This is a genomic window from Sulfurimonas iocasae, from assembly GCF_047716755.1.
In the GTDB taxonomy this organism is placed as follows: domain Bacteria; phylum Campylobacterota; class Campylobacteria; order Campylobacterales; family Sulfurimonadaceae; genus Sulfurimonas.
In genome coordinates this window covers 276,781-303,098 of sequence record NZ_CP180409.1, presented here as the reverse complement: position 1 = coordinate 303,098, position 26,318 = coordinate 276,781, and the positions used below count along the sequence as shown (strand labels likewise).

The window sequence follows — 26,318 nt, the reverse complement described above, 5'->3', positions numbered from 1 at the left end:
GCTGTCGTCAGACTCTCTGTGAGAAAACCTAGTGTTCAGAAAAAAATTTAGTTTTTTTCTAAGTCACACTTTAGTGTAGAAACGTAGCCAAAGGAATTACTTCCTTTGGCGTAATAAAATAAATGAAGGGTTCCCTTTCATTTTATGGAATAAAATTAAAGGAATTAATATGTCGACAAAATATAATAATAAAATAGAAGAGATCAGAGAATTAATGGCTAATCTACTAACAAATATAGTAGAAGCAAACAGCATATCTTTAGAAGCGTATAAAACTAGTGATAATGAGAAATACAAAGAAGTTCAAACTAAACTCAATAACATTACAGTTCAAGGTGACATAATAGATAACGAGATTATTAAGACTTTTGCACTATTTGGACCAGAAGCTACAGAACTTCGCTCTTTAGTGGCTTATTTAAAGATGACCAATGAGATAGTTCGTATTGGTGAGGGTATAAAAAAATATGCAAACCGTATGAAAAACCACTCTTCAAGTAAATGTAACTTAGAACCTTTAAACTCGACTATAATTCAGCTTCATAAAAGCACTATCACTGCACTTGAGTACATTTTAGAGTGTTTTGAGCAACTTGATAATTGTAATATACAAGACTTTTTCACTAAAGTAATGGTTGAAGAGAGTAAAAATGATGACCTTTTTTCAATACTTGAAAAAGAGATTTTAACTATGATTATAGATGCAAAAGAACTCTCTATAGAATATGTAAAAGTTTTAGCAACTCTTCGTAAACTAGAACGTTCATGTGATAGAAGTGTAAATATTGCCAACCTGATGCTATTTGCTTCTAAGGGTGGAGAAATTCGCCAATATAGTTAAAAAACCTTAACTTTACGAAACAAAGTTTTGCCATTGATTAAAATTTAAACAGAATTAGAGATTCAATTAAATGTATTTGAGATATACTAATGGCAATATAATTTCAGGAGAGAATAGATGGGAAAATTTGTTAATAATACAGAAGAGTTTTTTACTTTTTGTGAAGAAAATGATGTTCAATTTGTAGACTTTAGATTTACAGACATCAAAGGTGCATGGCACCATATTAGTTACAGAATGAGTGCTGTTAGTACTGCTCAATTAGAAAATGGACTACCGTTCGATGGTTCTTCGATTGAAGCATGGCAGCCAATTAATAAGTCAGATATGTTATTAAAAGTTGACATCGGGACTGCTTTTTTAGATCCTTTTACTGCTGATCCAACTATTATTGTATTTTGTGATGTTTATGATATTTATAAAAACCAAGCATATGAAAGATGTCCTCGTTCAATCGCTAAAGCTGCACTTAAACATGCTGAAGAAATCGGTATTGCAGATACTGCATACTTCGGTCCTGAAAATGAATTTTTTATTTTTGACGATGTTAAATTTGTTGACAACATCAACGAAGCTGGTTACAAAGTTGATACTGAAGAGGGTGAGTGGAACTCAGGTACAGCTTATGAAGATATGTACAACACAGGTCACAGACCAGGGACTAAAGGTGGTTACTTCCCAGTAGCACCAACAGATTCTGCTGTTGATATGAGAGCTGAAATGATGCAAGTTTTAGAGCAAGTTGGTCTTGAAGTTGTTCTTGGCCACCATGAAGTTGCACAAGGTCAACATGAAATCGGTATTGTTTTCTCTGACATCATCGGGGCTGCTGACAATGTTCAAAAATATAAATATGTTGTTAAGATGATTGCTCACCTTAATGGTAAAACTGCTACATTTATGCCTAAGCCTCTTTACGGTGATAATGGTAACGGTATGCACGTACACCAATCACTATGGAAAGATGGTAAAAACCTTTTCTATGCACCAGGTGAATATGCTAACTTAAGTCAAATGGCTGTTAATTATGCTGGCGGTATCTTTAAACACGCTGCTGCAGTTGCTGCGTTTACTAACCCTTCAACTAACTCATACAAAAGACTTATCCCAGGATTTGAGGCTCCAAGTATCCTAACTTACTCGTCTCAAAATCGTTCAGCTGCTTGTCGTATCCCTTATGGTGCTGGTGAAATGGCTACTCGTATTGAGATGAGATTCCCTGATTCTACTGCATGTCCTTACCTTGCATTTGCTGTAATGATGATGGCTGGTCTTAGTGGTATTAAAGAGGGAGTTGTTCCAGTTGGTCCAATGGATGAAGATTTATTTGAACTTTCCCTAGATGAAATTCGTGAGAAAAAAATTCCTCAAATGCCACACACACTTCGTGAAGCACTAGAAGGTCTTATTAGTGATAACGATTTCTTAAAACCGGTATTTACTAAAGAGTTTATAGATGCTTACCAACACTATAGATTTGACCGTGACGTTTACCCAGATGAGGGTCGTCCAACTGCTTACGAGTTTAAAACAACTTACCAGTGCTAATAGCACTCTAAATTCATATTCCCTCTTTTTTTGCGGGAATACATTCTTTTTGATATAATGATATAGTAAGTATGAAATTATTCTTATTGGTGAAAAATGTCAAATAAAATCACTCAAACACTACTAAAAGAAATTGTAAATCTATCCAAAAAATCAGACCAAAAACTAGCAGAAAAAATTCAAATTGTACTAGACTTTTATGTAACTGAACAAAAAGAAAATCAAAAAACTATTAAACAAAATGAATACTTTTTAAGACAATGGGATAAAAAAAATATTATAGCTCACAAGAGAGATGCTCAAAAAGACAAGATGCTAGAACAACAATCTAGACTGGCTTCTATGGGTGAGATGATAGATGCAATTGCTCATCAATGGAAACAACCGTTAAACTCTATTAGTATGATGAGTGATATGCTAAAAAAGGATTTTAATAATAATTTAGTAAATTCAACATACATAGAAGAGCTTGATGACGCAATACATATGCAGATAGAGCACATGGTAAGTACTCTTTATGAGTTTCGTACTTTCTTTCGTCCCTCTAGTAAAAATGAAGAGTTCTCAATTTTAGAAGCGATTGAGAGTGTTCAGACTCTCGTAAAAGATGAACTAATCTCACAAAATATACATTTGGATATTGAGATAGATAAGCATATCAAAGTGCTTGGAAATAAAAATGAGTTTAAACACCTTTTTATCAATCTTATTAGCAACTCTACAGACGCATTTAACGATAAAAACATAAAAGACAGAAATATTGATATCAGATGCTACGAAGAAAACACTAATATCTACATAGAAGTTGAAGATAATGCCGGTGGTATAGACAATGAGGTTATTAAAGATATTTTCAAACCCAATATTACTACAAAATCAGAAGAAAAAGGTACTGGGATTGGATTGTATATGAGTGAGCAACTAGTTAAGAAAAACAACGGAACTATAAATGTATTTAATACAGATAAAGGTGCTTTCTTTACAATAACTTTACGACAAACTGATACTTAACAATACCTTCTTATTCCCTAATACAAAATCTGATATAATTCCGCTTATGATAGTTATGTAAGAGTGTACTATCAAATTTAAAGTTCAAGGATTTATAATGAATCAAGTAAGAATGGGCAAATATCGCCCTTACCCACAAATAGATTTGCCTTTAAGAGAGTGGCCAACAAAAACTATAACAAAAGCTCCTAAGTGGTGCAGTGTAGATTTACGTGATGGTAATCAAGCACTAATCAACCCTATGGACATGAATAAAAAACTTGAACTTTTTACACTCTTACTTAAACTTGGTTTCAAAGAAATCGAAGTTGGATTTCCATCTGCGTCAAAAGTTGAGTTTGACTTTTTACGCCGTTTAGTTGATGATAACCTAATTCCTGATGACGTAACAATTCAGGTTTTAGTTCAAGCTAGAGAGCACTTAATAAAAAGAAGTTTTGAAGCACTTAAGGGTGTTAAAAAAGCAACTGTGCACCTTTACAACTCTACTTCTACTGCTCAAAGAAAGATAGTATTTGGCAAAAGTAAAGAAGAGATTATTGCTTTAGCATTAGAGGGCGTGGATTTAATTAAAAAGTATGAAAAAGAGCATGATGGAGAGATATTTTTAGAATACTCACCTGAGAGTTTCACCGGAACAGAGCTTGAGTTTTCAGCACAAATATGTAATGCTGTAACAGCACGTTGGGGCATTAGTGATAAGAGAAAAGTCATTATTAATTTACCCTCAACTGTAGAGATGGCAACACCTAACATATATGCGGACCAAATTGAGTGGATGGCAAATCATTTAGATAACCGTAAAAATGTGATACTTTCAACGCATACACATAACGATAGAGGAACTTCTATAGCTGCGACAGAGTTGGCACTTTTAGCAGGTGCCGATAGAGTTGAAGGTACACTTTTAAGTAACGGTGAGAGAACTGGAAATGTAGATATCATCACCCTTGCTCTTAACATGTTAACTCAAGGTGTAAATCCAGAGCTTGATTTTTCAAATATCAATGAAGTTTTATATGTTGTAGAGAAATGTACCGAGATGCCAACGCATGCTCGTCACCCTTATGTAGGAGAGTTAGTTTACACAGCATTTTCAGGTTCACACCAAGATGCAATCAATAAAGGTTTAGCTCATAGAAAATCTCAAGAAGACAGCTTTTGGGAAGTACCTTACCTACCTATCGATCCTCAAGATGTGGGAAGAACTTATGAGAGTATCATACGTATCAACTCTCAATCTGGAAAAGGTGGAGTAGCTTTTATACTAGAGAAAAACTTTGGTTATCAACTACCAAAAGCTATGCATCCAGAAATAGGTCGTATAGTCCAAACAATAACTGATAAAAAAGGAAGAGAGCTTGAAGCAGAGGAAATTTTAGAGATATTTAAAGATACTTACTTCAATATGAAGAAACATATATCTTTAGTTGATATAACTCTCTCTTCAAATAAAAAAATCTCAACTTGCACTTTAACTTACAAGCAAAATGGTGAGAAAATTGTAGCACAAGGTGAGGGAAATGGTCCTATAGATGCATGTAAAAATGCCTTGATGAAAAACTACAAAAATGAGTTTACAATCAACTCATACTCTGAACACTCATGTGGAGATAAAAGCACCGCAAAAGCTGTTGCATACATAGAGATTCAAAGTAAAGAAGTTCTCTCTTGCTTTGGAGTTGGTAAAGACAACGATATAGCTACAGCATCTATAAAAGCTATGTTTTGTGCTTTAAATAGAGCATTTGACTAGATAATCCTAAAATGAAAGTGCATACTTAAAATAGTATGTATTTTCATAGTCTCCAAACTCACTTGCACTTGAACCATCTTGAATCATCGCTCCAACTACAAATGAGCTGTAATCATTCATAGTATATGTAAGAGTCGGAGATATAAAACGTGAGTTCTTATCATTAAAACTTTCTATATATACAACTCCTCCATCTAAAAATATATTAAAAGTATAAGTTGCAGAAATAGCAGTGTAAAAGTTTGAACTAACAAGGCTTGATAGTATCTCTGAGTCTTTGTTTAGAAGTACCTCAGCACGTGTAAACTTCTTAGACGAGTAAAGAGCTTCACCGATAACACTTAAACCATTTACAAAACCATAATCAGCTCCAACAATGCCTTGAAAAAACTCTTTTTCATCTAAACCTGCTGAAGTCTTAAGGGTGTTTTTTATATATGCTCCCTCACTCCTGACCTCAACTCCAGTGTCACTTAGATTTCCCTCAAGCTCAAGTCCTAACATCTTAGTATCATCCGAGCTTACAACATCTATGGCAAAGTCTGCAAAGTCCAAAAAAGCTTTATATCTTGCCCCGTACTTGAAACTATAGTCAGCATTTTGAGATGCCACTGCACTCAGATGCGAAGTATCACTAAGATGTCTTGTGTATGAAAGAGCTACTACTCCAAAAGTCTCATCAGGTTCAAGTGCATAGATATTTTTAGGGTTAAAAAGATTTGTTGGAGTCCAGATGCGACCTACTCCCATAGACATTTTTTGCAGACCTACAACTGCTCTGTTTTTGTTGTCTTCATAACCGCCGTAAAGTCTGTAAAGTTTTGCATAAACACTTCCCTCATAGTAGTCATTGTAGTTTGTTTGCGTACTAAAAGGAGTATCTGACTTTATTTCTTTTACATAATCAAAATCATTAGAACTTACATAATCATGTCCAAAGTAGTTTACACCATCACCTATAAAAGTAACAAAGTATTTACCCTCAGTATAATCGCCTCGAAATCTTAGTCTATTGTAGTTATAAACATAGGTTTTATCTACATTTGATTCTATACTTCCTTGTGAAATTGTAAAGTTACTATTGTCTACTCTATACTCAAACTCAGCAAATATTGCAGTTGTAAGTAAAACTAAGAGAAGAAGTGATTTACTCATCTACCAAAGCACCGTCATTTAGTCTTATGATTCTATTTACTCTCTGTCTTATCATCTTATCATGAGATGCAAACAAGATGCTAACACCCTCTTTCTCATTTAGTTCTTTCATCATATCCATCAGACTTTGAGAGTTTTTAGAGTCGAGATTTGCTGTAGGCTCATCTGCTAAAATTATTTTTGGTTTTGCTGCAACTGCACGAGCTACAGCAACACGCTGTTGTTGCCCACCGCTTAGCGCATTTGGAAGTGACTTTAGTTTGTTATCTATCTCAAGCATAGACGCTACTTCTAGAACTCTTGTCTTTATCTCACTATCACTAAACCCGCGAAGTTTCATAATAAACCCAATATTCTCCTCAACACTCAATACAGGTATAAGATTATAAGCTTGAAATACAAAACCCATATGAGTAAGTCTAAGCTCTGTTCGTTCATACTCACTCAAAGTAGTTATCTCTCTATCATCAAGAAAAATCTTTCCACTATCTACACTATCTAGTGCACCGATAGCATTCAAAAGTGTAGTTTTTCCACATCCTGAAGGTCCACTAAAGAGTGAGAATTCCCCATCTTCTATGGTTAAATTAATGTCACGAAGAGCATGCACTTCTCTGGGATCATCTTTAAAAAAATATTTGTTTACATTCTGTAGTTTTATCATTTTTGGGCCTTTATAACTTCTATGGGGTTTAGTTTCTTTATTTTTCTAAGTGGTATAATGACACTCAACACAGATGCAAGGATAATAGCCGCAAAAGTAGTAGTGAAGTGTGAGACTTTTATTGTTCCATATATGATAGCTTCATATCCCCACATCTCTAATGCATCTGAAAAAGAACTCAAATCCATCCCATAATCTTGTAAATATATAAGTAATATTAGCCCAAGTATTGCGCCGCTTACATAGCCAAAAAGACCAACAAAAATAGCCTCAAAAATTATTTGTATTCTTATGTACTTATACTGCATCCCAATTCCAATCATGATACCAAACTCTCGAACTCTATCGAGTATAGAGACATACATCACACCAAATATCCCGATAAAAACAACACCCATAACTATGAAAAAAGTTATTGAGTTAAATATCAGCATCATATCTTGCATCATTTTCATCATCGGTTGGAGTTCTAAAAAGCTCTTAACTTCAAGAGAATTATATTTGTCCCTTAGCGTTTCTACCAGCTTCTCATCATCACTCATTATAGCTATCTGAGTGGCTTCACTAGAATCTATTCCTAAAAACTTATGGACTCTTTTGATATCTACAAAAATAGCATTTGAATCGAGTCGTATATTTGTAGTCTGTACAATTGCACGCACTTTAAAAGAGAGTGAGTTGATATCTCCAGATGCATCTTGTGTGGAGAAAATTATCTTTGAGCCTATATGAACTTTTAATGTTTTAGCAAGTTCAAGTCCTATAATAGCACCACGCCTATCTAGCTTTATCTCACCCTCTTTTAAAAACTCGCTAAATCTTCCAAAAGCATCTTCATCATTAAGATCTATACCTTGCAAAGATGCAAATGATGACTTTCTGGCAGTAGCCACCAAACCATCAGCCTGAACTCTCATTACTACGGCTTTTACACTTGGTAGCTGTTGGAGTTCTTCTTTTATTATTCTTGCATTTTTAATTCTATGTTTTATATCTTTCTCGACTCTATAGTCTTTTGCAAAGAAACTAATATCTCCACTGGCACTTCTTTTGTTTTTATCAAGCATATTGTTTGCCATGCCATCATAAAGTCCTTGCAGACCTATCATCATACTCATACTAACAGCTATCATGGTAATAAGCAGAAGTGTACGTGAGAGTCTTAAAAATGAGTTTTTCCAAGCCATCTTGATTATTAGGCTATACATGTCGGCTCGCTTCTATAGGTTTAAAAGAGTTTATGTAGAAGTATGGATACACAATACTCAAAATATTTAACAGATATATGACTGAGATATTCCAAGATATTGTAAAGAGATTAAAGTCAAACGGTATTTCATCTGAGATGATTCCATAGTCTTTGTACATATCTGCGATACCTTCTATAACTATGGGATTAAGAGAATAGTGGTAACAAATATATCCAGCTATCGGGGTAGCTAAAAGAAGAGCTAATGATGAAAGGATAACTATCTCATACAAAAGAAGCGTAAAGACTCTTCCTCTTGAGAGCCCTATGCATCTGAGAACTCCAAACTCTTTTATACGCGAGCTTACATTTATGAAACCATAAATCATGATGACAAAAAATATGACTATCAAAAACAGAGCCAAAGAGATATAACCAAAGATACTATCTACTTCCATCGCTTCGACCATAACCTTCATAAGAGTCTTCCATGTTAGTGATTCTAAGTTTTGTGTGTCTATTACTTTTAATATTTCGGCATTAACTTCATCTACTTTTTTTATATCTTTTAGTTTCAGACTTATGTATGAAGCCTTGTTATGTGAATACATCAACTCATCAAAATACTTACGTCCTACAAATGCAGCACTAGAGTCAAACTCGAACGCTCCCGTCTTGAAGATGCCACATATTTTAAAGATATCAGCCGCAAAAGAGTTATCAGATGCTGCGCCTATAAAAGAGACCTCATCACCTACTTTTACCTTTAATTTGTTTGCCACTCCGCTACCGATATACAAAGAGTTGTGAGAATCACTACTTATGTACTCCCCTTCTATCAGTGCAACCTTTAGCTGACTTAGCTGCATCTCTTTTTGCGGCTCAATACCGACAACCATGGATGCAGTAGATAACTCTTTATGAGAGAGAAGTCCATAAGTCTCATAACGAGAGGTAAAAACTTTTATACCTTCAAGATTTTTTAGCTTCTTAGTCACACTCTCTACATCTTGGATAAGATACTCATTTCCCCCGATATCACGATAATCTTTATGATATATTTCGATACCGCCACCATAGACTTTAAGAGAGTTTTTAAGCATAGAGTCGTGTGAACCATCCATCATAGAAACATAAACGATAAAAAGCATAGCAGATATAAAAGTAAGGATAAAAGTCGTTACAGAACGACCCTTGTAAAAGAAGATATTTTTTAGTGCTAGGTTGAACATGTTTTATTTTACTATTTGTTTTCTTTTGTTAGGATTACTTAGTAGTTAAAATAAAGTATCTTTAACTTTGCTAGAAATATCTTTCAGAAAATCTACTATGTGTTTATTGTTTACATCATCAGTATTACCTATTAAAGTAATTAGTTCATTATCAAGTCTATTAAATAGATTTGCCATTCCTCCCTTTACTCCGCTTCCACTCATTTTAATATTTTGTCCATTATCTGGATTAAGTTCATTTTTTTTATTTTCTAATAAAGCTAAAATTCCATTATTTTGAAATGCAGGTTTTTTTATATTTCTTGATATCTCTTTTGTATCATTTGTACTAAATTTTTTAAGATTCTTATCTGGTAAAATCTTATTAACTAAATGACATAAAATTTCTGGTTTAATAAAATCTTCAATTTCTATATTTGCATTACTATAACCACTCTGGTCTTTTATAGCCTCATATCCAGAGTATGTAATTATAAATTTTTTTTCAACTAAAATATTATTGTACCTTTCTTTTTTAATACTTCTAAAAATATCTCGTCCTTTTTCATCATCGTCCAATATTACTATAAACTTATTTTTATTACTTTTTTCTGCAATACTCTCATAAAACTCTAAATATTTTGTTATATTATTAGCTCCATTGCATGAGATAATATTAGGAACTTCAATTTTAAAATGTGTCATTAGTTTTGATATATATATTTTATCTTCTTCTCCTTCAACAAGAAGATTGTATTTATCAAATAAAAGGCTATCTTTATCTTCAATTCCAAGATATTCTTTTAGTCTTGAAATTCCATTTGATTCATTAAAGTTTACCAGTTCTGTTGAAACAACATTAAATTTCTTGTTTTCAATTGTTTTTCTTTTTCCTCTTGCAAATTCTACATCTTCCTCAATTTTTTGGTCTAACAAGAATACATTAGATAATTTAACTGTATCAATAAAAATAGGCGAATGAGTGGTTATAAAGATTTGGTTTTTTTCTATATATTTATTTATATCTTCTAACAATTTTTTTTGTAATCCTGAATGTAGATAAACATCTGGTTCATCAATAGCCACAATAACAGACTCTTTCTTTTTATTCAATTTATCAATTATTCTAAAATGCATTAATATATGACATAACCTTTGTAAACCAGAACCCTTTGCATCAATGGCTTTGCTATTTGATTTATCTTTAATATAAAAATCAACTTCTGCAATCATTAAGTCTCTGAATGTATTAACTTCCTTAGGTAAATCAAATGCTAACCCCCATCCTTCTTTATATCTTTCTAATAAAGGGGAAATAGAACTTCCTAGTACATCAAGTAATTCTTGAAGATCAGATAGAATTTTTTCTATCTCCTCTTTCATTTTTCCTTTTTTACCACTTAGTCTACTGCCGCCAGTTTCAAGGTCAATTATATCGCTATTCATAATATATTTAATTGTTTCTGGAAAAGAGATATTGATAGATGTTAAATAAAAGAAATTTATTTTTTTTATTATATTAGATGCATCACTGAAAGTTAATTTAGCTTTATTCTTTTTCCCATAGATTTTAAATAAAACATCACTATCTTTTCTTTGTTTTTTTGTTAAGTTCCAATCTTTTGTAATCTGATATTTATCTTTATCATCTTGAAAGGTAATAGCTATCTTAGGCTGATAATTCCCACCTTGTGTTCCATAAAACTTATGATATGGGCAATCTTTCTTTGGAGTATATATTATTTTATCAAAATATAATGCCATTGCATTTAAAATATTTGTTTTACCAACATTATTAGCACCACAAAAAGAAATAAATCCATTATTTTCATTTATATTTACATCTAAATTAATAACTGAACGGAAATTTGCAATTTTGATATTGGTAATAACTAACTTATTCATATAAGTTCCTATAACATTTTATTCTAAAGCATTCTATACAAAACAATCTTAAATAATAAAACAAGCAAGTTGCCATTTATTATACACTACCTCGAGAACCTCTTCAAAGCACTTTTCTTAAAATACTGTGCAGATATTTCTGTGTCATATTTTACATCTTCTAGTATCATCTCGGTGTAGTTGTTTTTCTTCTCTATGGGTTGGATTTTCCAGTATGTCGGTATGTAATATTTACCATATTTCTTTACATTTTTGTAAGAAAAGATTCTTACTTCTTTCATATCTTCATCGTAGAATATATCTTTTTGAGATGTATAAGTCTCTGTGTCAATAAGCGATACTATCTTTCCCCAAACAACAGCGGCATCTTCTTTTGGGATAAGTTCTAAAGTTACTAAAGCACCCTCTTTCTTAAGTATCTTCGCATCATAATCTTCTACTAGTGAACTCTGTTTCACAACATCATCGTTTGTAATGTCGCTTCCCATCCAGTTTTGAAGCATCATAGATGCAGGGATTTTTATGGTTCTTTCTATCTTTGGTACATACTGCCACATCTGATTGTCTAAAGAGAGAAAAGTGATGCCTTTGTCTTTTGGAGGATAGAGAACTTTTGTAAAACTTTTCTTTTCCCCCTCAGACCAACTCTGTAGCTTCATAGTTCTCTCATGTCCCATGGAGACTATCTTCATAGTAAGCTTCATTGAGACATTTTTACCACGCATATTGTTGTCCAACTTTTTGATAATCTCATCTGCCTCGTTTGCAAATAAAAAACTACAAAACATAAATAACGCTACAAATACTTTTGTCATCTATATCCTTTACTCTAGTTTTTCACGAAACTCTACTAAAACATCAAGCTGTTTTTTTAATGCACTTTTTTCATCACTATCTTGCGCTTTTTTAATCTTTTTTTTAACTGAGGCTATCTTTTTTTCAAGTGAGTATTTAAGTTTTTCTCTTTTTTTTTCCTTCTTCTCTTGCTCACTTTCATCTAATACAAAAAATTTCTCTGCCTTTTTAAATAACTTATTTATCTTCATGAACTCTCCCTTAAATCTTGAATATCGCTATCTTTTATCCATAATACCGATGCTGTATGAATCAAATTTTTAGATATTTCATAAGCAAATGAACTATCATTTATTAGTGAAGTTGCCATTTTTGTTTTTATCTGATTAGTTCTAATAAGTGAATCAATCTTACCATTTTCTACTAAGTTCAAGTTATCAATCTCTTTTTTTAGAAGTTCAATACTAGAGAGTACATCCAAATCATCTTCAAGATATCTAATGTTGTTTATAGAGTCTATAGTTTCTGCTATCTCTGTTCTAAGAAAATTGTATTCATCTTTCATGATTTCATTATTAGAATTTAAATAGATTCTTATATTTCTTTGTAACTCTCTTACATACTTTACCGATTCCACTATATCTCTACAAGATATTTTCAACTCATATACTTTTTTTCGTTGTACTTCACTCATATTTTCTTGAGCAAGAGTTGCGAAGTAAATTATCTGACCGTAAATCTCTTTAATATTTGTATCGTAAAAGGTGTTTATATCTGTATATATATCCTTATCTGAGTTCTTGATAACATTTGTCATGTCTTCACATCCTAGATACTGGTGCCTATGAAGTAAAAGGGCATGTGAAAGCACTTCTACTGCATTATCATAAAGGTGTTCTACCTCTTTTCTTATAGCTTCAAGAGCAGCTTCTGGAACATTTATGACTACATTATCAAGATATTTTGCCTTATCTACATTTTCAACTTCTACAAAAATCGACTCTAGAAACTTCACTAAATAAGATGTAAAAGGGGCAACTAAAAGTATGCCTAAAAGGTTAAATATAGTATGAAACAATGCTAATTGCATTGCATAATCTTTTGCATCTATACCTATCAAACTAGAAGCATATGTCACAAATGATGCAAGTTGATACAAAAATACAATAGCCACTAAAGCTGTGACTATATTAAATATAAGATGCGCAACTGCAAGTCTTTTTCCATTTGCATTTGAGTTTATAGAACCTATGATGGCAGTAATAGTTGTACCTATGTTTGCACCTATGGCAAGTTGCAAAGCGTTAAAGTATTCGATTTGACCCATTGCAAGAGCTGTAATAATAAGAGCCATTGTAGCAGCACTTGATTGAATGAGAACAGTTACCATTGCCCCCATAAGAACATAGACTAAAACGCCGAGATAACCATCCATGGCATAAGATGCTAAGTTAATGCCATTGCTCATAACATCAAAGCCATCTTTCATGTAAGCAATACCCAGAAATACAAATCCAAGCCCAATCAAAATAGTTCCAATACCTTGATATGATTTAGACTCTTTAAACCTAAAGACAACTCCAAAGATAATCATAGGCATAGCAAACTGAGCGATTTTTATCTTCACACCAAGAGATGATACTATCCAAGCCGTAGTTGTACTTCCTATATTTGAGCCAAATATAATACCGATAGCTCCACTAAGAGAGATAAGTTCAGCACTTAAAAATGATATAACGATGATGGTAAGAAGAGATGAACTTTGAACAATTGCAGTAGCTACAAAACCTGCACCAATAGCTTTAGGTACACTAGATGTAGCTTTTTTAAGAATTGACTCCATAACTCCGCCACTAAAGAGTTTAAAACCGTCTTCCATAAAAACCATACCAATTAAAAATATAGTTATCCCAGCAATAATTGTTTGTACATCTTCATTTGTAAACAAGATGTAAGCAAGCAAAAGTAAAAAAAGCGGAAACAAATACCTCTTAAAATTCATGGTAGAACCTAAATCTTTTTGTATATTATAACACTAAATCTATCTTCTTGTGTTTGAAGAACCTCTTGATGAACCACCACCTTGTGCAGGCTTATTGCGGGGTCTATTTCTAGAGTTACCACCCTTACCTCTTCCGCCGCCACCTTGGTTGATTGGTTCTGCTTTTATAGACGGGTCAGGTTTAAAAGCTTTCAACCATACTTTTGGGATATCTTTTTTTATAAGCTTTTCTATGTTTGCCAAATACTCGTTTTCATCTATACAAACAAGAGAGATAGCCTCGCCTTGGTTTCCGGCACGACCAGTTCGTCCAATGCGGTGAACATAGTCTTCACTTACATTTGGAAGTTCATAGTTTACGACATGAGGAAGTTGATCTATATCTATTCCACGTGCTGCAATATCAGTTGCTACAAGAACTCTTACCTCACCTTTTTTAAAGTCAGCCAACGCTTTTGTTCTAGCATTTTGGCTTTTATTTCCGTGAATTGCAACAGCTGTGATGCCATCTGATTCCAACTGCCCTGCTAAACGATTTGCACCATGTTTAGTTCTGCTAAATACAAGAACCTGTTTCCAGTCACCCTCTTTTATGAGATGAGTAAGAAGTTCGCGTTTACGAACTTTATCTACATGGTAAACAGCTTGTTTTACCGTCTCAGATGCAGTGTTTCTACGAGCCACTTCAATAAGTGTCGGAGAATTCAGAAGTCTATCTGAGAGTTTTTTTATCTCGTCTGAGTAAGTAGCTGAGAAAAGTAGAGTTTGCTTCTGCTTTGGAAGAACTTCTAAAACCTTTCTGATGTCATTTATAAAACCCATATCTAACATTCTGTCTGCTTCATCTAAAATGAGAAAGTCAACTTTTGAGAGGTCTATAGTTTTTTGGCTAAGATGGTCTAAAAGTCGTCCAGGAGTTGCGATAACTATATCCATACCCTTACGAAGCTGCACTATTTGAGGGTTTATTTTTACACCGCCAAATATTACACATGATTTAAATGGAAGATGCTTTCCGTAAACTGCAACACTCTCAGCTACTTGTGCTGCTAACTCTCTTGTAGGAGTCAAAATAAGTGCTTTTACATGGTGCTTGCCTTTTGCAGGTTTAGCACGGCTTAATAGTTCAAGCATTGGAAGAGTAAAACCTGCTGTTTTACCTGTTCCTGTTTGTGCACCCGCAAGGATGTCTTTTCTATCCAGAATAACAGGGATAGCCTGCTTTTGAATCGGAGTCGGTTCACTATAGCCTTGTTCTTTGATGGCTTTTAAAAGTGGAGCCGATAGCCCTAAATTGTTGAATGACATAAATTTCCTAGTCTTAATATTTATCTATAATAGCATAATTTATGCTAATGTGAGATATAATCGCAACTATAATTAAAATTGCTTACTTAGGACTTCTTATGTCATCAACACAACCAACTATCAAACCTAACAATCACCGCGTTCATCCATGTCCTAATGATAAGAAATTATCTCTAGTAAATAAACTAATATCTGACAATAGAGAGAGTAAAATCATTGTTGTAACATCTATGGATGCTAATAGTGTTAAAGAATTTTTACAAAATGAGAACTCTCAAGCACTAGAAAATGTAGAAGTTCTAGATGACAAAACTCTTATAAAAGATGAGAATCTGATTTGTGACCTGCTTATCAGTCTTGATGTACCTTCTAAGGCTATTATATATATGGCTAGACTATCTCACACAACAAGCAAAGCTCTTCTTCTTATCAACGAGAGTGAGCAAAATCTTCTTTACCCTATCGAGACTCTTTTAGGTCGTGTAATTAAACAAGACATCATAGAGGGCTTTGAATATGAAGTTAAAGAGAAGCCAAAAACAGATTCAAGACCTGCTCCTAAGAAAATGACTCAAAGTCAAATAAAAGAAGAAGCTAAAAAGCGTTATGATGAACAAACTGGCGAGCCAAAGCCAAAAAAAGAATACAAATCTGATGACAAGAAAGATTTTAAAAAAGACTTTAAGAAATCTGATAAAGACGATAAGTGGGCTAAAAAGAAAAAAGAACCTAACAAATATCTAGGTAAAGATGAAAACGGCAAAGCAATCTTCTCTGGAAAAAGCGGAGAAAGAAACCACCGTCATGATGGAACTACGAGAGATGCAAGTTATCCACCAAAAAAAGTTGGAAGAAAAATAAACATCAAATCTCTTAAAAAATCTGAAGATAAAGAAGACTAATAAGCTCTTATTAACACTCCACTAATATTCATACCCTATAATAAAAGTATGAGTAAAAAAATACTGCTTCTTGAAGACGATATACTATTAGCACAAACTCTGCAAGAACTCTTAGAGTTAGAGGGTTATAATGTTACTTTAGTTACATCTGGAAACTCAGCTATAGATGAAACTTACGAAAATAGTTTTGATCTCTATGTGTTTGACATCAATGTGCCAGACATAAGTGGACTCGAACTTTTAAAGTGTCTTAGAGATGCTGACGATAAAACACAAACAATATTTATAAGTGCTTTAGTTGACTTAGAGTCAATCTCAAAAGCTTTTGAGATAGGGGCCCAAGACTATATAAAAAAACCATTCTTTCCCCAAGAACTTCTCATAAGAGTAAATGCAAAACTAGCATCTAAAAGTTCAAAAATCACTTACAACTCTTTAGAGTATATTCCGCAAAGCAAACTGTTAAAAAAAGATGGACATGTTCTCGCACTTGGTAAGACACAAGAAAAACTATTTGATATATTTATACAAAACATAGGTCAAGTTCTAGACAAAGACATACTTATGGAGTGTTTAGAAAAACAGTCTCCAACGGGTCTAAGAGTAGCCATAACAAAACTAAAACAGACAACAGGACTCGATATCAAGAATCTTAGAGGTATAGGATATATTCTTGAATAAAGTAGAAAGAGAATCATTTTTAAAAAGTTTTTTACTATTTTTCACGTCACTTAGCATGCTTATAGGAACTCTATTTTACATTAACTTCACAAAAGAGATACATACACTTGATGAAAAACTTTTATCCGAGATGCGAGTATGTAGCTTTAATTTGAAATGTAAGCAGTTTCACATAGACTTCATAGAGCACCAAGGTGAGGAACTATATTCTTTGTATAAAGACAAATATGGACTAAGCAGTTACTATCCCTTAATAGGTTCAACTAAAAACATTATGCTTCTTCACTTAGATAGGCAAAGCTATAATAAAGAGATTACTCAGCTAAAAAGTGATAATATTTGGAGGTTTTCTGCTGTTTTAGCCATCGTGTTTATACTATCTATATTGTTTTCCATATACGCACTTTACCCTCTTAGGAATGCCCTACTTCTAACGCAAGAGTTTATAAAAGACATACTGCATGATTTTAACACACCACTAGCTACTTTGAGACTTAACAGTTCTATGCTAAAAAAAGAGATAGGTGAAAATGAAAAAGTAAATAGAATTGAGCAAAGCGTAGAGAATGTACTCTCACTTCAAAAGCATCTGCGCTCATACCTAAATAACCACGATATGCAAAAAGAAGAGTTTGAACTAGGTACCATACTCAAAGAGCAAGTCTACCTAGTAGAGAAAAATTACACCGACATCCACTTTAGTGTAGATGCCAAAGATATTAAGCTCTTGACAAATAAAGAAGCTTTTACTAGAATACTCAGTAATATAATAAGCAATGCAGCTAAGTACAATAAAAGAAATGGTTATGTAAATATAGTATATGAGAAAAATAGTAAAATTCTAAATATCATAGACTCCGGAAAAGGTATAAATAATCCAAAAAGAATCTTTGACAGATTTTATAAAGAGCAAGATAGAGGTATAGGAATTGGTCTTCATATAGTAAAGAAACTATGTGATGAACTTGGCATTAAGATAAGTGTTGATAGCAAACTAGAGAGTAGTACAACTTTTTCTCTTGATATATCTAAACTAACACTGCACTAACAGTGGACTTACCTTGAGCTAACACTCTTATGCGATAATAACAGTATCAAAACAAAAGAAAAGGATTTAAGATGAAAACTTTAAAACTTACAGCGACTTTAATGTTGCTAGGAGCATTGACATTAGGTGCGGCTACTATAGATGAGCAAATAGCTGCCATAGGAGCTGCTGAAACTCAAGAAGAGAGAATAGAACTAGTAAATGAGTTTAAAGAGACTGTCTCTGCTCTTAGTGCAGAAGAAAGAGATTCAGCTATAGCAGAACTGCGTGCAACTATGAATAAAGATGGTGAACAACTTCAAACTCAAACTCAGACTCAAACAAGAGAAAGAAGCCGTGTAAATCAGATGGAGCAGACAGAAGAGATGCAAAGAACACAACAGATGCAACAAAATCAAGCAGGTTCTCAAGCTATGCAACAAAATAAAACTAATGCAGGTACAAGCGGAGCGGGTCAAAATAGATTTATGGGTAACAAATAAATGAAAAATATCGCTGCTAAAGCAGCTCAGCAAAGGACATGTAATGATTAAGATATTACTTGTCCTTCTAGCCGTATTAATACCTCTTGTAGCCTATAGTGATTTTGATATGGATGGAGTGGATGATAACACAGACAAATGTCCAAATACATCATTTAATGATCTTGTTAGTACAAGCGGATGTACTATAAAAAGTTTAGAATCGCCGCATCATTTTGATATTATATTTGGTATCAACTACTCAGATACTAATTATGATGCTCTCGAAGACACAGATACTATATCTCAAAGCTTACAGATAGACTACTTCTATAAAAACTTTTCACTTCAAGCAAGTTCTTCATACTACAACTCTCAAAGTGCGACATATAACAACAGCGGAACTAATGATTCATTTATAGGTGCATACTATAAACTAAATCCTGCTAAGAATTTGACTCTTCGTCTAGGTGTTGGTGCAATCATACCGACATATAAGTCTGACCTAAACAATAACAATACAGACCTTACTGCATCTGCTAATCTTAGTTATATGCTCAAAAATGCAAATTTGTTTGGAGGATATAGTTATACAGTAATAAATGATGATGACATAGTTGCAGAAAGTATAGCGTATCAAAATACTAACTCTTATAACTTTGGCTTAGGTTTTTATCCGACTACAAAAATTTACATAAGTGGAGCTTACAACAGCAGTGAGAGCGTCTACAAAGATGTAGAGACTGTAAACACAGTCTCTGTCAATGCTTTTTACAACATAGATGCTCACTGGTTCACAACTCTAAACTACGCTTACGGACTAAGTGATACTGCGAGTGACAACTATTCAGCTCTAAGAGTTGGTTACTACTTCTAAAAAGATAAGGCGAATACAAACTCAGGATATGTTCTTGAACAATCATCTTGCCACTTTGAGCAAGATGATTGGTATTCACTTATCAGCCCAACACCAATATAAGAGTTTGGCGATAAAACCATAGCCATTCCAAGTTTTCCACCATACGACTCATAATCATCATAACCGTCACTTACATAAGTCTTTCTTGCAAATGCTCCAATGTAAGGACGCCATTGTTTATTTAAAGGTATATAGTAAGTAACGGGGACCGTAAGCTGATTTAATGTAGGCGTTGAACCCATCCAACTCATAAAACCGATACCTACAGATAAGTTGTCTATAAAAAAATAATCAGCATTAACACCTATAATCGTGTAATTTTGTTCTCCATCTCTAACAGTAGTAACAGTACCACTACCGATAGTTACACCTAAACCTAAGTTTGTCTTTTTAAACAGTTCTGCACTTGCTACACTGCTAAGTAGTAACAACGCTAGTGAAATATTTTTTATCAAAATAACAACTCCTCTTGTGGTTTAGCATCATTTTCGGTTCTAGGTGGCTTAGAAATATCACTAAAGTACTCTTTTCTACCGCCAATATCAACTTCAACAATTCCCGCAGGAGCAATAAATTCTCTTTGAATCTGAGGATATAGTTTTAATATATTTTCGTAAAACTGAGAAAATGCAGGACCAGCTATCTTACCACCAGTTTCCCATCTATGCATCGGAGTATTATCATCATTTCCAAACCAGACTACAGTCTCTATAGTAGGTGAATAACCTGCAAACCAACCATCAATATTATTGTTTGTAGTTCCTGTTTTTCCAGCTAGCTCTATACCCTTTGCTCTGGCTCTTCTACCAGTACCACGTTTAACTACATCTCTTAAAATCGTAGTCATTATGAAAGCTTGCGTCTGCTCAGTTATAAAGTGAGTCTGTTCAGTCTTCTCATAAATAGTATTGCCATTTTTATCTATAGAACTTATAAGATGTGGCTCTACTTGCAAGCCATGATTTGCAAAAGAAGTATAGTATTTTGCAAGCTCTAAAGGTGAAAGAGAAATTGTTCCAAGAGCAATAGAAAGGTCACGAGGAAGGTTTTGTATACCAAACTTATCTAACTCTCTTAGTAATTGCTGTAATCCTATGTCATTCACAAGGTTAATAGTAGCAAGATTTCTAGAGTGTACAAGTGCCTCTCTTAAAGATATAAGACCTTTATAGTTTTTCTCATAGTTTTTAGGTTGCCACTTTAACTCTTCTCCATCTTTTTCATATGTGTAAGTTCTTGAAATATCGACCAGTTCAGTGGCTCCCGAGTAGCCAAGATCAACTGCCACTTGATAAATAAATGGTTTAAATGCAGAACCTGGAAGTCTCTTTCCTTGAGTCGCTCGATTGTATGATGAAATCTTATAATCAACACTTCCTACAAGAGCCAAAATATCTCCTGTAGCTGAATCAAGTGAGACAAGAGAACCATTTAGTAAAGATGTATTTACATCTGTTGATATTTCATATTCGGGATTTGTCTCAAGTATTTTTGCTTCTCTTATTTTGTAACCTTCTATCCTTTCTAAGGATTTATCATAGGCTCTTTTTAGTGCATCTTTTGCTACTTCTTGAAGTCTTATATCGATTGTAGTAAATATCTCATAACCACCTGTTTTCATGTCTTCTATACCTAGTCCTGACACACGTCTTGCAACTTCATCAACAATAAATGGTGCTTTGTTTTGAGTAAGAGTGTCATTATAAACTTCAGGACTCTCTTCTAAAGCCTCTTTATAAGCATTTTCATCTATCCAACCAAGAGCATACATTCTAGAAATTACACGATTTGCTCTACCCATAGATATCTCATAGTTTTTTGTAGGTGCATAAGTACTTGGTGCTTTTGGAAGTCCAACCAAGATAGCCATCTCTTTTAGAGTTAAATCACCAAGCTTTTTATGAAAATAACCATCTGCTGCTGTTTTGATACCATAATATCCATGTCCGTAGTAAATCTCATTTAAGTAGCACTCTAGTATTTTTTCTTTACTTAAAGCTCTTTCTATCTTAAGAGCAAATATCGCTTCTTTTATCTTACGTGAAAGTTTCTTTTCTCTTGTAAGAAGTACATTCTTAACAAGTTGTTGAGTTATTGTACTTGCACCTTCAACAGCACTTCCCGCTTTTATAACTTTTACAGCTGCACGAAAAATAGCATCTACATTTATACCAGGATGCTCAAAAAAAGTTGTATCCTCTATGGCTACAAGTGCCTCAATAACTCTAGGAGGTATCTCTGAAAAAGATGCATAATATCTATGTTTTTTATCAAATATATTTGCTATTTTATCGCCATTTTTATCATAAATTCTAGTTGTTACATCTGGTTTATAATCGACAAGAGAAGAGATATCATAACTATATGCAGTTAAAAAATATCCTAAAAGTAAAAATGGAGATAGGAATCCTAATAGTAATATGATTAAAAATATATTTTTAAGTTTGCTCATTGTCTAAATTCCCTGTTTGCAAAATTTGCATCAATTAATATTTTTGTATATTCTTCTTGTGGAGCATTTAATATACTCTGCATATTTCCACTCTCTACTATCTTTCCATCTTTTATCACACATATCTCTTCACAAATCATATTGGCAGAATTCATATCGTGTGTGACAAATAACATCTTAAAACCATGCTTCTTTTGCAGATTTTTAAGCAGATCCAAAATCAAAACTCTTGTCTCAGGGTCAAGTGCAGTTGTTGGCTCATCCAAAAGAATGAGTTTTGGTTCTTGCTCTAAAGCCATAGCAATAACAACTCTTTGGAGTTGTCCGCCTGAGAGCTCCGGAGCAAATCTATCCGCCAGTTCTATATCTAAGTCTACTTGAGCAAAAAGCTCTTGGATTCTTTTGTCATCCACAAAAAACTGTTTTCTTATTTTTGTAAGTGGGGATAGAGCCGTAAACGGATTTTGAGGAACAAAAGAGAGATGTTTTCCAACTTTTAGCTCAAACTTTGAATCTACTTCTAACTCGTACGCCATACTGCTGGGTAACATCCCCAAAAGTGCTTTTAGTGTTAGACTTTTCCCACTTCCGCTTTGACCGACTAATGCCAATGATGATTTAATCTCGAAGTTAATATCTACTAGTTTTTTATCTTCTAAATTTATTTTTAATCTGTTGATTTTCATTAGAGATATTTTATCTAAATTTTGAGTTAATAGTTAGTTATTAAAATTTCTTTTGTACTATCTGCCTTTTTATTTTTTGCTTGATAATTACAGTTATGATAAGTAAAATCGAGATGATGCACCTTATATTTTTGACTCCACTCCAATAAAAGATTATTTTTATTGCCCTTGTTTTCAAAGACATTTGAGAGTGCAAACTTTACACCCTTTGCATCTAAAGCATCCATATAGTCTAAAAGCTCCTGCTCTTTTTTTTCATTCCAACCACCATTTTCATTGTATGCTGCAAGTGTTGCCAAGTAAGGTGGATCTATATACACAAAAGAGTTTTTTGAGATGCTTATATCTTTAAAATCTTTGCTACTAAAAGATATGTTTAAAGTATTTAGTCTATCTATAAAAAGCTCCAAGTTTTTTTTCATATTTTTGTTAAAATCTCTTTTATTTACAGGTGTATTAAACTCGCCCTTTGAGTTAAAACGGATTTGATTGTTAAACGCAAAAACTAAAGTTGTGTAAAACATCAATGGAGTTGGGTTTTTATTGTAATCTCTTCTTAGTTTTTCATAGGCTTTTTTATTGTAGGTACCAACTCCTTTTGAAGAGGATGTTTTATACTTCTCATATCCATATTTTGTAGTGTTTGATAATCCATACAAGTCTATAATATCTTCTATTTGAGCTATAACATCACTAGATGCACAACGCTTTAAAAACTCATAAAGCTCTATAATATCTGTGTTAATATCATTAGCAATAATCCTCTTCACATCTACATTAACAGCAACATTACATCCACCTGCAAACAAGTCTACAAAAGTATCTATCTCAGTAGGAAATAAAGGTGTAATTTGTTTTAAAAGTTTATGCTTTCCACCTGTGTAATTTAGAGGAGATTTTAGATAGTTATTTAGTAGAAATTGATTCATTTATAAGTTGTTGCATAAAAGATTTATTCAACCAAAAACACTGTTTAACTATACTATTTCCTAAGCTATCTTCATCTCTGTCATTAGAGTCTCTTCCATGAGGTCTCATGTGGATAATATTTGTTTGAGATTCTTTTGATAATCCACTAACTTCTTTGTATCCTTTTCTAGAGTTAACTATTATTTTTGAAACTTTACATTTACCAATATGAACCTCATTTTGGTATCTAATCCATTCATCACGAATTAGACTTTCTTCAATAATTGATGGTGTCCAAAAAAAAGCTTTTCCTAAGTATTTTTCATTCATAGGAGCTTTATCATATTCTTTATATATTGGAATAAATAATATTTTATTTATATAACTTTTAAAAGTTGATTCCTCCCAGTTTTCTTCTTCAAAGTCAGCGAATATCATTGCAGGAAATGATATATTCTCAAATAAATAATTATCTTTTTTTCTAACATTGATAGTTTTCACTAGTATTCCTAGTTGCTCGAACTCTTTTATTTTAGATTTAACACTTTTAAATCCGATAGCTTTTTTAATAATTGTAGCTTCTTTATTTTTACTATTATTTGTAAGACTAAGATTAAATAATGATGATAGTTCTATTAATGATTTACCTTGATAAAGATTAATTTTATTTAATATTGATGTTTCAAAGTCATTAAAATCTTTTATCTCAAGAGAATCAATAATAGATTCATATTTTATTTTCTTGTTTAATTCATTCCAACGTTGATTTGTAAACGATTGTTTTAATGAAAATGATCTTTTTAAAGCTTCTTTATTATAGGTTTGAATTGGTTGAAGAACTAAATCTTTCAATCTTCCATTTTTATCTTTACCACCACTTCCACTTCTGGATGCGGCTAATACTTTACATTGACTTTCACTTAGTTCATGAGCATAACCATTATTGACTTTTTTTTGAACAGTGAGCCAATCACCTTTAATAATAAATTCATTATTCCCTTGACTCAACTCCCATAAATCAATCTTTTTGATTTGTGAATTTTGTATATTTTCTTTATCGTATAAACAATAAATAAACAAGATTTTATTAAGTTTTTCTTTTGCATGTGAATTATCCCAACTCTCAGAAACTAGTTTTTTATAATCAATACTACAAACTTTAGTTCTTTCTTTTACAGCTACTTTAGTTTTCTGTTTAATTAGTGGTATTATTTTTAGTTCAACACCAACTTTATCAAAGTCAGGCTGAGGAGAGTTGTTTGGCTCAATATTAAACCAATGTTTTTCTATTATTTTACCAACAGCACCTTTATCTTTAATTTTTAATCTATTTTCATATTCAGATAAATTCAATACATCATTAATTGTTTTATTAACTAATTTCTTTGCATATGTGACAATTGATTCTATATTTGAATTATCATAAAGTCTATGCTCATTCACTAATTAATCCCTTTGATAATTGTATTACCAAGTTTTTCAACAATACCTATAACCAAAGCATTACCCATTAAAAATGCTCTTTTCGTATTAGCAATACCTTCTGTATGGTTATCTGGAAACATATTTAATCTCTCCAACTCTAATGGAGTAAGTCTTCTATGTTTACCATTAATGCAAACTACATGCTTAAACCTTGAAGCACTTGCGCCACCTTCCCCTGTAATAATTGTTCTAGCCGGCTTTGTTACGCAATCAGGAAATCCCATACTTCCTTCTGAGTATGTATATTTATGTCCCGTAGTTTTGTTGATTCTCTCTATTGATTTTGATCCTTTTTGATATTTCCATTTCTCTAACTCTTCATCATTTATGTAAAATTCTTTTGGTACTGTTTTTTCATCTTGTAAAAAATCACCAAGTACAGAATATTTATCTTCATAATTAACTTCAACTTTAGATGTATAGTAAACACTGTTTATCATGTATCCTGTATCTAAAAAAGCATTTTGTTTTGGAGTATCTTTGTTGAAGTTATTTGTTATATCTACTAAATCATCACTTAGTTTTTTAGTCATGATTTGTTCAGTTTCTATTCTTTTAACAGGAAATGTTTTAGCGAATAATCCACTACTGCTTAGAATATTAGATGCGACATTGTTTTTCAGTGTATTATAAAAATTCGTATCTATTTTTGAAGCAAAAATAAAAACTCTTCGTCTTCTTTGTGGCATACCGTAATCACTTGCATTTATAACTCTCCACTCAACAGAATAACCAAGAGTATTAAGAGAAGAAAGTATAATTGCAAAATCTCTACCTCTTTGGCTTGCTGGAGATTTTAGTAGTCTATCTACATTTTCTAGTAATAAATATTTAGGAGCTTTATCTTTTTTTTCTTGTAATATTCTATAAATTTCCCACCATAAAACTCCTTTTTTACCAACTATACCATGTGAGTTTTTTAATGTACTTGCAACTGAATAATCTTGACACGGAAAACCACCCACTAGTAAATCATGTTCAGGGATATCTTCTACTGAAACTTTTGAAATATCTTCATTAGAATGGTTAGCATATCCAAACTGTTTTTCATATATTTGTGAAGCATGCTGTACTTTAGTAGATGGTTCCCATTGATTACTCCAAACAACTTTAAAACTTTTAGATTGATTACTTATATTTTCCAATCCGATGCGAAATCCACCAACACCAGCAAATAGTTCAACAGTTTTAATATAATTTTGCGATATTTGCATGTTCATTATTTTTTGTTCTTCCGCTTTTTGATAAAAACTAAATAAATTCGGTATTTTCATAATGCTTCCTACTTATATTTAACTAAGAATAGCATGTGAAGAAAATTTATTGAAAATATATGACAAATTGCCATATTTGTTATACTTGGTATTTTATCTAAAGTTTGTTAAGTTGC

Annotated in this window: 24 protein-coding genes; 9 read left to right on the top strand and 15 right to left on the bottom strand. The window is 32.7% G+C overall.

Annotated elements, in window-relative coordinates:
• Positions 1 to 169 precede the first annotated feature (169 nt).
• The 4 genes from ACLHDE_RS01620 (at position 170) to leuA (ending at position 5,156) form a co-directional block, all read left to right on the top strand.
• On the top strand, positions 170 to 841 hold the full coding sequence (locus tag ACLHDE_RS01620) for a phosphate signaling complex PhoU family protein (RefSeq protein WP_415397417.1): 672 nt from the start codon (positions 170 to 172) through the stop codon (positions 839 to 841).
• A gap of 117 nt (positions 842 to 958) precedes the next feature.
• Positions 959 to 2,389 (top strand): type I glutamate--ammonia ligase, encoded by a 1,431-nt coding sequence (glnA, locus tag ACLHDE_RS01615; protein WP_415397416.1) that lies wholly within the window; start codon positions 959 to 961, stop codon positions 2,387 to 2,389.
• 96 nt (positions 2,390 to 2,485) lie between these two features.
• Positions 2,486 to 3,400: a sensor histidine kinase gene (locus tag ACLHDE_RS01610; protein ID WP_415397415.1), complete on the top strand. Its 915-nt coding sequence runs from the start codon at positions 2,486 to 2,488 to the stop codon at positions 3,398 to 3,400.
• Between the two features lie 97 nt (positions 3,401 to 3,497).
• Positions 3,498 to 5,156 carry a 2-isopropylmalate synthase gene (gene leuA, locus ACLHDE_RS01605; RefSeq protein WP_415397414.1) on the top strand — a complete coding sequence of 553 codons (1,659 nt, stop codon included), beginning with the start codon at positions 3,498 to 3,500 and terminating at the stop codon, positions 5,154 to 5,156.
• Between the two features lie 6 nt (positions 5,157 to 5,162).
• Here the strand turns inward: leuA and ACLHDE_RS01600 are convergent, their stop codons facing one another.
• The 9 genes from ACLHDE_RS01600 to ACLHDE_RS01560 form a co-directional block, all read right to left on the bottom strand.
• The gene (locus tag ACLHDE_RS01600; RefSeq protein ID WP_415397413.1) at positions 5,163 to 6,311 is read right to left on the bottom strand and encodes a hypothetical protein; all 1,149 of its coding nucleotides are present in this window, start codon (positions 6,309 to 6,311) and stop codon (positions 5,163 to 5,165) included.
• Positions 6,304 to 6,975: an ABC transporter ATP-binding protein gene (locus ACLHDE_RS01595; protein ID WP_415397412.1), complete on the bottom strand. Its 672-nt coding sequence runs from the start codon at positions 6,973 to 6,975 to the stop codon at positions 6,304 to 6,306. Before ACLHDE_RS01595 ends, ACLHDE_RS01600 begins: the two co-directional genes overlap by 8 nt.
• A complete protein-coding gene (locus ACLHDE_RS01590; protein WP_415397411.1) occupies positions 6,972 to 8,183 on the bottom strand; it encodes an ABC transporter permease in 1,212 nt (403 codons plus the stop codon). Before ACLHDE_RS01590 ends, ACLHDE_RS01595 begins: the two co-directional genes overlap by 4 nt.
• Positions 8,176 to 9,396, bottom strand: a complete 1,221-nt coding sequence (locus ACLHDE_RS01585) for an ABC transporter permease (RefSeq protein WP_415397410.1) — start codon at positions 9,394 to 9,396, stop codon at positions 8,176 to 8,178. The genes ACLHDE_RS01590 and ACLHDE_RS01585 overlap by 8 nt, the downstream gene beginning before the upstream one ends.
• Positions 9,397 to 9,441: 45 nt before the next feature.
• The gene (locus ACLHDE_RS01580; RefSeq protein WP_415397409.1) at positions 9,442 to 11,280 is read right to left on the bottom strand and encodes an ATP-dependent nuclease; all 1,839 of its coding nucleotides are present in this window, start codon (positions 11,278 to 11,280) and stop codon (positions 9,442 to 9,444) included.
• Between the two features lie 86 nt (positions 11,281 to 11,366).
• A complete protein-coding gene (locus tag ACLHDE_RS01575) occupies positions 11,367 to 12,095 on the bottom strand; it encodes an outer membrane lipoprotein-sorting protein (protein WP_415397408.1) in 729 nt (242 codons plus the stop codon).
• A 9-nt stretch (positions 12,096 to 12,104) separates the two neighbouring features.
• The gene (locus ACLHDE_RS01570; protein WP_415397407.1) at positions 12,105 to 12,326 is read right to left on the bottom strand and encodes a hypothetical protein; all 222 of its coding nucleotides are present in this window, start codon (positions 12,324 to 12,326) and stop codon (positions 12,105 to 12,107) included.
• Entirely contained in the window at positions 12,323 to 14,059 is a 1,737-nt protein-coding gene (locus ACLHDE_RS01565) for a Na/Pi cotransporter family protein (RefSeq protein ID WP_415397406.1), read from the bottom strand. Before ACLHDE_RS01565 ends, ACLHDE_RS01570 begins: the two co-directional genes overlap by 4 nt.
• Before the next feature lie 57 nt (positions 14,060 to 14,116).
• Positions 14,117 to 15,385: a DEAD/DEAH box helicase gene (locus tag ACLHDE_RS01560; protein ID WP_415397405.1), complete on the bottom strand. Its 1,269-nt coding sequence runs from the start codon at positions 15,383 to 15,385 to the stop codon at positions 14,117 to 14,119.
• A gap of 98 nt (positions 15,386 to 15,483) precedes the next feature.
• Between ACLHDE_RS01560 and ACLHDE_RS01555 the strand changes: the two genes are divergently transcribed.
• The 5 genes from ACLHDE_RS01555 to ACLHDE_RS01535 all read left to right on the top strand — a co-directional run bounded on the left by ACLHDE_RS01555 (position 15,484) and on the right by ACLHDE_RS01535 (position 19,354).
• The gene (locus ACLHDE_RS01555; RefSeq protein ID WP_415397404.1) at positions 15,484 to 16,287 is read left to right on the top strand and encodes a hypothetical protein; all 804 of its coding nucleotides are present in this window, start codon (positions 15,484 to 15,486) and stop codon (positions 16,285 to 16,287) included.
• A 48-nt stretch (positions 16,288 to 16,335) separates the two neighbouring features.
• Positions 16,336 to 16,968: a response regulator transcription factor gene (locus ACLHDE_RS01550; protein WP_415397403.1), complete on the top strand. Its 633-nt coding sequence runs from the start codon at positions 16,336 to 16,338 to the stop codon at positions 16,966 to 16,968.
• Positions 16,961 to 18,016: a sensor histidine kinase gene (locus tag ACLHDE_RS01545; RefSeq protein ID WP_415397402.1), complete on the top strand. Its 1,056-nt coding sequence runs from the start codon at positions 16,961 to 16,963 to the stop codon at positions 18,014 to 18,016. The genes ACLHDE_RS01550 and ACLHDE_RS01545 overlap by 8 nt, the downstream gene beginning before the upstream one ends.
• Positions 18,017 to 18,087: 71 nt before the next feature.
• A complete protein-coding gene (locus tag ACLHDE_RS01540) occupies positions 18,088 to 18,498 on the top strand; it encodes a hypothetical protein (protein ID WP_415397401.1) in 411 nt (136 codons plus the stop codon).
• Between the two features lie 43 nt (positions 18,499 to 18,541).
• A complete protein-coding gene (locus ACLHDE_RS01535) occupies positions 18,542 to 19,354 on the top strand; it encodes a DUF3187 domain-containing protein (protein ID WP_415397400.1) in 813 nt (270 codons plus the stop codon).
• Here ACLHDE_RS01535 and ACLHDE_RS01530 read toward each other — a convergent pair.
• From ACLHDE_RS01530 to dcm, 6 genes are read right to left on the bottom strand one after another with little or no spacing between them, the layout of a single operon-like run.
• The gene (locus ACLHDE_RS01530; RefSeq protein ID WP_415397399.1) at positions 19,351 to 19,851 is read right to left on the bottom strand and encodes a hypothetical protein; all 501 of its coding nucleotides are present in this window, start codon (positions 19,849 to 19,851) and stop codon (positions 19,351 to 19,353) included. The two genes, ACLHDE_RS01535 and ACLHDE_RS01530, sit on opposite strands and share 4 nt — an antisense overlap.
• Positions 19,848 to 21,848: a penicillin-binding protein 1A gene (locus tag ACLHDE_RS01525; RefSeq protein ID WP_415397398.1), complete on the bottom strand. Its 2,001-nt coding sequence runs from the start codon at positions 21,846 to 21,848 to the stop codon at positions 19,848 to 19,850. The genes ACLHDE_RS01530 and ACLHDE_RS01525 overlap by 4 nt, the downstream gene beginning before the upstream one ends.
• The gene (locus ACLHDE_RS01520; protein ID WP_415397397.1) at positions 21,845 to 22,534 is read right to left on the bottom strand and encodes an ATP-binding cassette domain-containing protein; all 690 of its coding nucleotides are present in this window, start codon (positions 22,532 to 22,534) and stop codon (positions 21,845 to 21,847) included. Before ACLHDE_RS01520 ends, ACLHDE_RS01525 begins: the two co-directional genes overlap by 4 nt.
• 26 nt (positions 22,535 to 22,560) lie before the next feature.
• Positions 22,561 to 23,463: a DNA adenine methylase gene (locus ACLHDE_RS01515; protein ID WP_415397396.1), complete on the bottom strand. Its 903-nt coding sequence runs from the start codon at positions 23,461 to 23,463 to the stop codon at positions 22,561 to 22,563.
• A complete protein-coding gene (locus ACLHDE_RS01510; RefSeq protein ID WP_415397395.1) occupies positions 23,441 to 24,886 on the bottom strand; it encodes a MutH/Sau3AI family endonuclease in 1,446 nt (481 codons plus the stop codon). The genes ACLHDE_RS01515 and ACLHDE_RS01510 overlap by 23 nt, the downstream gene beginning before the upstream one ends.
• The gene (gene dcm, locus ACLHDE_RS01505; RefSeq protein WP_415397394.1) at positions 24,886 to 26,202 is read right to left on the bottom strand and encodes a DNA (cytosine-5-)-methyltransferase; all 1,317 of its coding nucleotides are present in this window, start codon (positions 26,200 to 26,202) and stop codon (positions 24,886 to 24,888) included. Before dcm ends, ACLHDE_RS01510 begins: the two co-directional genes overlap by 1 nt.
• Between the last annotated feature and the right edge of the window lie 116 nt (positions 26,203 to 26,318).

Excerpts from the sequence above, each read along its gene's own strand:
- ACLHDE_RS01535 (WP_415397400.1), top strand. The coding sequence starts at position 18,542 with ATGATTAAGATATTACTTGTCCTTCTAGCCGTATTAATACCTCTTGTA.
- glnA (WP_415397416.1), top strand. The coding sequence starts at position 959 with ATGGGAAAATTTGTTAATAATACAGAAGAGTTTTTTACTTTTTGTGAA.
- ACLHDE_RS01585 (WP_415397410.1), bottom strand. The coding sequence starts at position 9,396 with ATGTTCAACCTAGCACTAAAAAATATCTTCTTTTACAAGGGTCGTTCT.
- ACLHDE_RS01595 (WP_415397412.1), bottom strand. The coding sequence starts at position 6,975 with ATGATAAAACTACAGAATGTAAACAAATATTTTTTTAAAGATGATCCC.
- ACLHDE_RS01570 (WP_415397407.1), bottom strand. The coding sequence starts at position 12,326 with ATGAAGATAAATAAGTTATTTAAAAAGGCAGAGAAATTTTTTGTATTA.
- ACLHDE_RS01590 (WP_415397411.1), bottom strand. The coding sequence starts at position 8,183 with ATGTATAGCCTAATAATCAAGATGGCTTGGAAAAACTCATTTTTAAGA.
- ACLHDE_RS01540 (WP_415397401.1), top strand. The coding sequence starts at position 18,088 with ATGAAAACTTTAAAACTTACAGCGACTTTAATGTTGCTAGGAGCATTG.
- ACLHDE_RS01555 (WP_415397404.1), top strand. The coding sequence starts at position 15,484 with ATGTCATCAACACAACCAACTATCAAACCTAACAATCACCGCGTTCAT.
- ACLHDE_RS01580 (WP_415397409.1), bottom strand. The coding sequence starts at position 11,280 with ATGAATAAGTTAGTTATTACCAATATCAAAATTGCAAATTTCCGTTCA.
- ACLHDE_RS01550 (WP_415397403.1), top strand. The coding sequence starts at position 16,336 with ATGAGTAAAAAAATACTGCTTCTTGAAGACGATATACTATTAGCACAA.
- leuA (WP_415397414.1), top strand. The coding sequence starts at position 3,498 with ATGAATCAAGTAAGAATGGGCAAATATCGCCCTTACCCACAAATAGAT.
- ACLHDE_RS01610 (WP_415397415.1), top strand. The coding sequence starts at position 2,486 with ATGTCAAATAAAATCACTCAAACACTACTAAAAGAAATTGTAAATCTA.
- ACLHDE_RS01600 (WP_415397413.1), bottom strand. The coding sequence starts at position 6,311 with ATGAGTAAATCACTTCTTCTCTTAGTTTTACTTACAACTGCAATATTT.
- ACLHDE_RS01515 (WP_415397396.1), bottom strand. The coding sequence starts at position 23,463 with ATGAATCAATTTCTACTAAATAACTATCTAAAATCTCCTCTAAATTAC.
- ACLHDE_RS01520 (WP_415397397.1), bottom strand. The coding sequence starts at position 22,534 with ATGAAAATCAACAGATTAAAAATAAATTTAGAAGATAAAAAACTAGTA.
- ACLHDE_RS01525 (WP_415397398.1), bottom strand. The coding sequence starts at position 21,848 with ATGAGCAAACTTAAAAATATATTTTTAATCATATTACTATTAGGATTC.
- dcm (WP_415397394.1), bottom strand. The coding sequence starts at position 26,202 with ATGAAAATACCGAATTTATTTAGTTTTTATCAAAAAGCGGAAGAACAA.
- ACLHDE_RS01620 (WP_415397417.1), top strand. The coding sequence starts at position 170 with ATGTCGACAAAATATAATAATAAAATAGAAGAGATCAGAGAATTAATG.
- ACLHDE_RS01560 (WP_415397405.1), bottom strand. The coding sequence starts at position 15,385 with ATGTCATTCAACAATTTAGGGCTATCGGCTCCACTTTTAAAAGCCATC.
- ACLHDE_RS01575 (WP_415397408.1), bottom strand. The coding sequence starts at position 12,095 with ATGACAAAAGTATTTGTAGCGTTATTTATGTTTTGTAGTTTTTTATTT.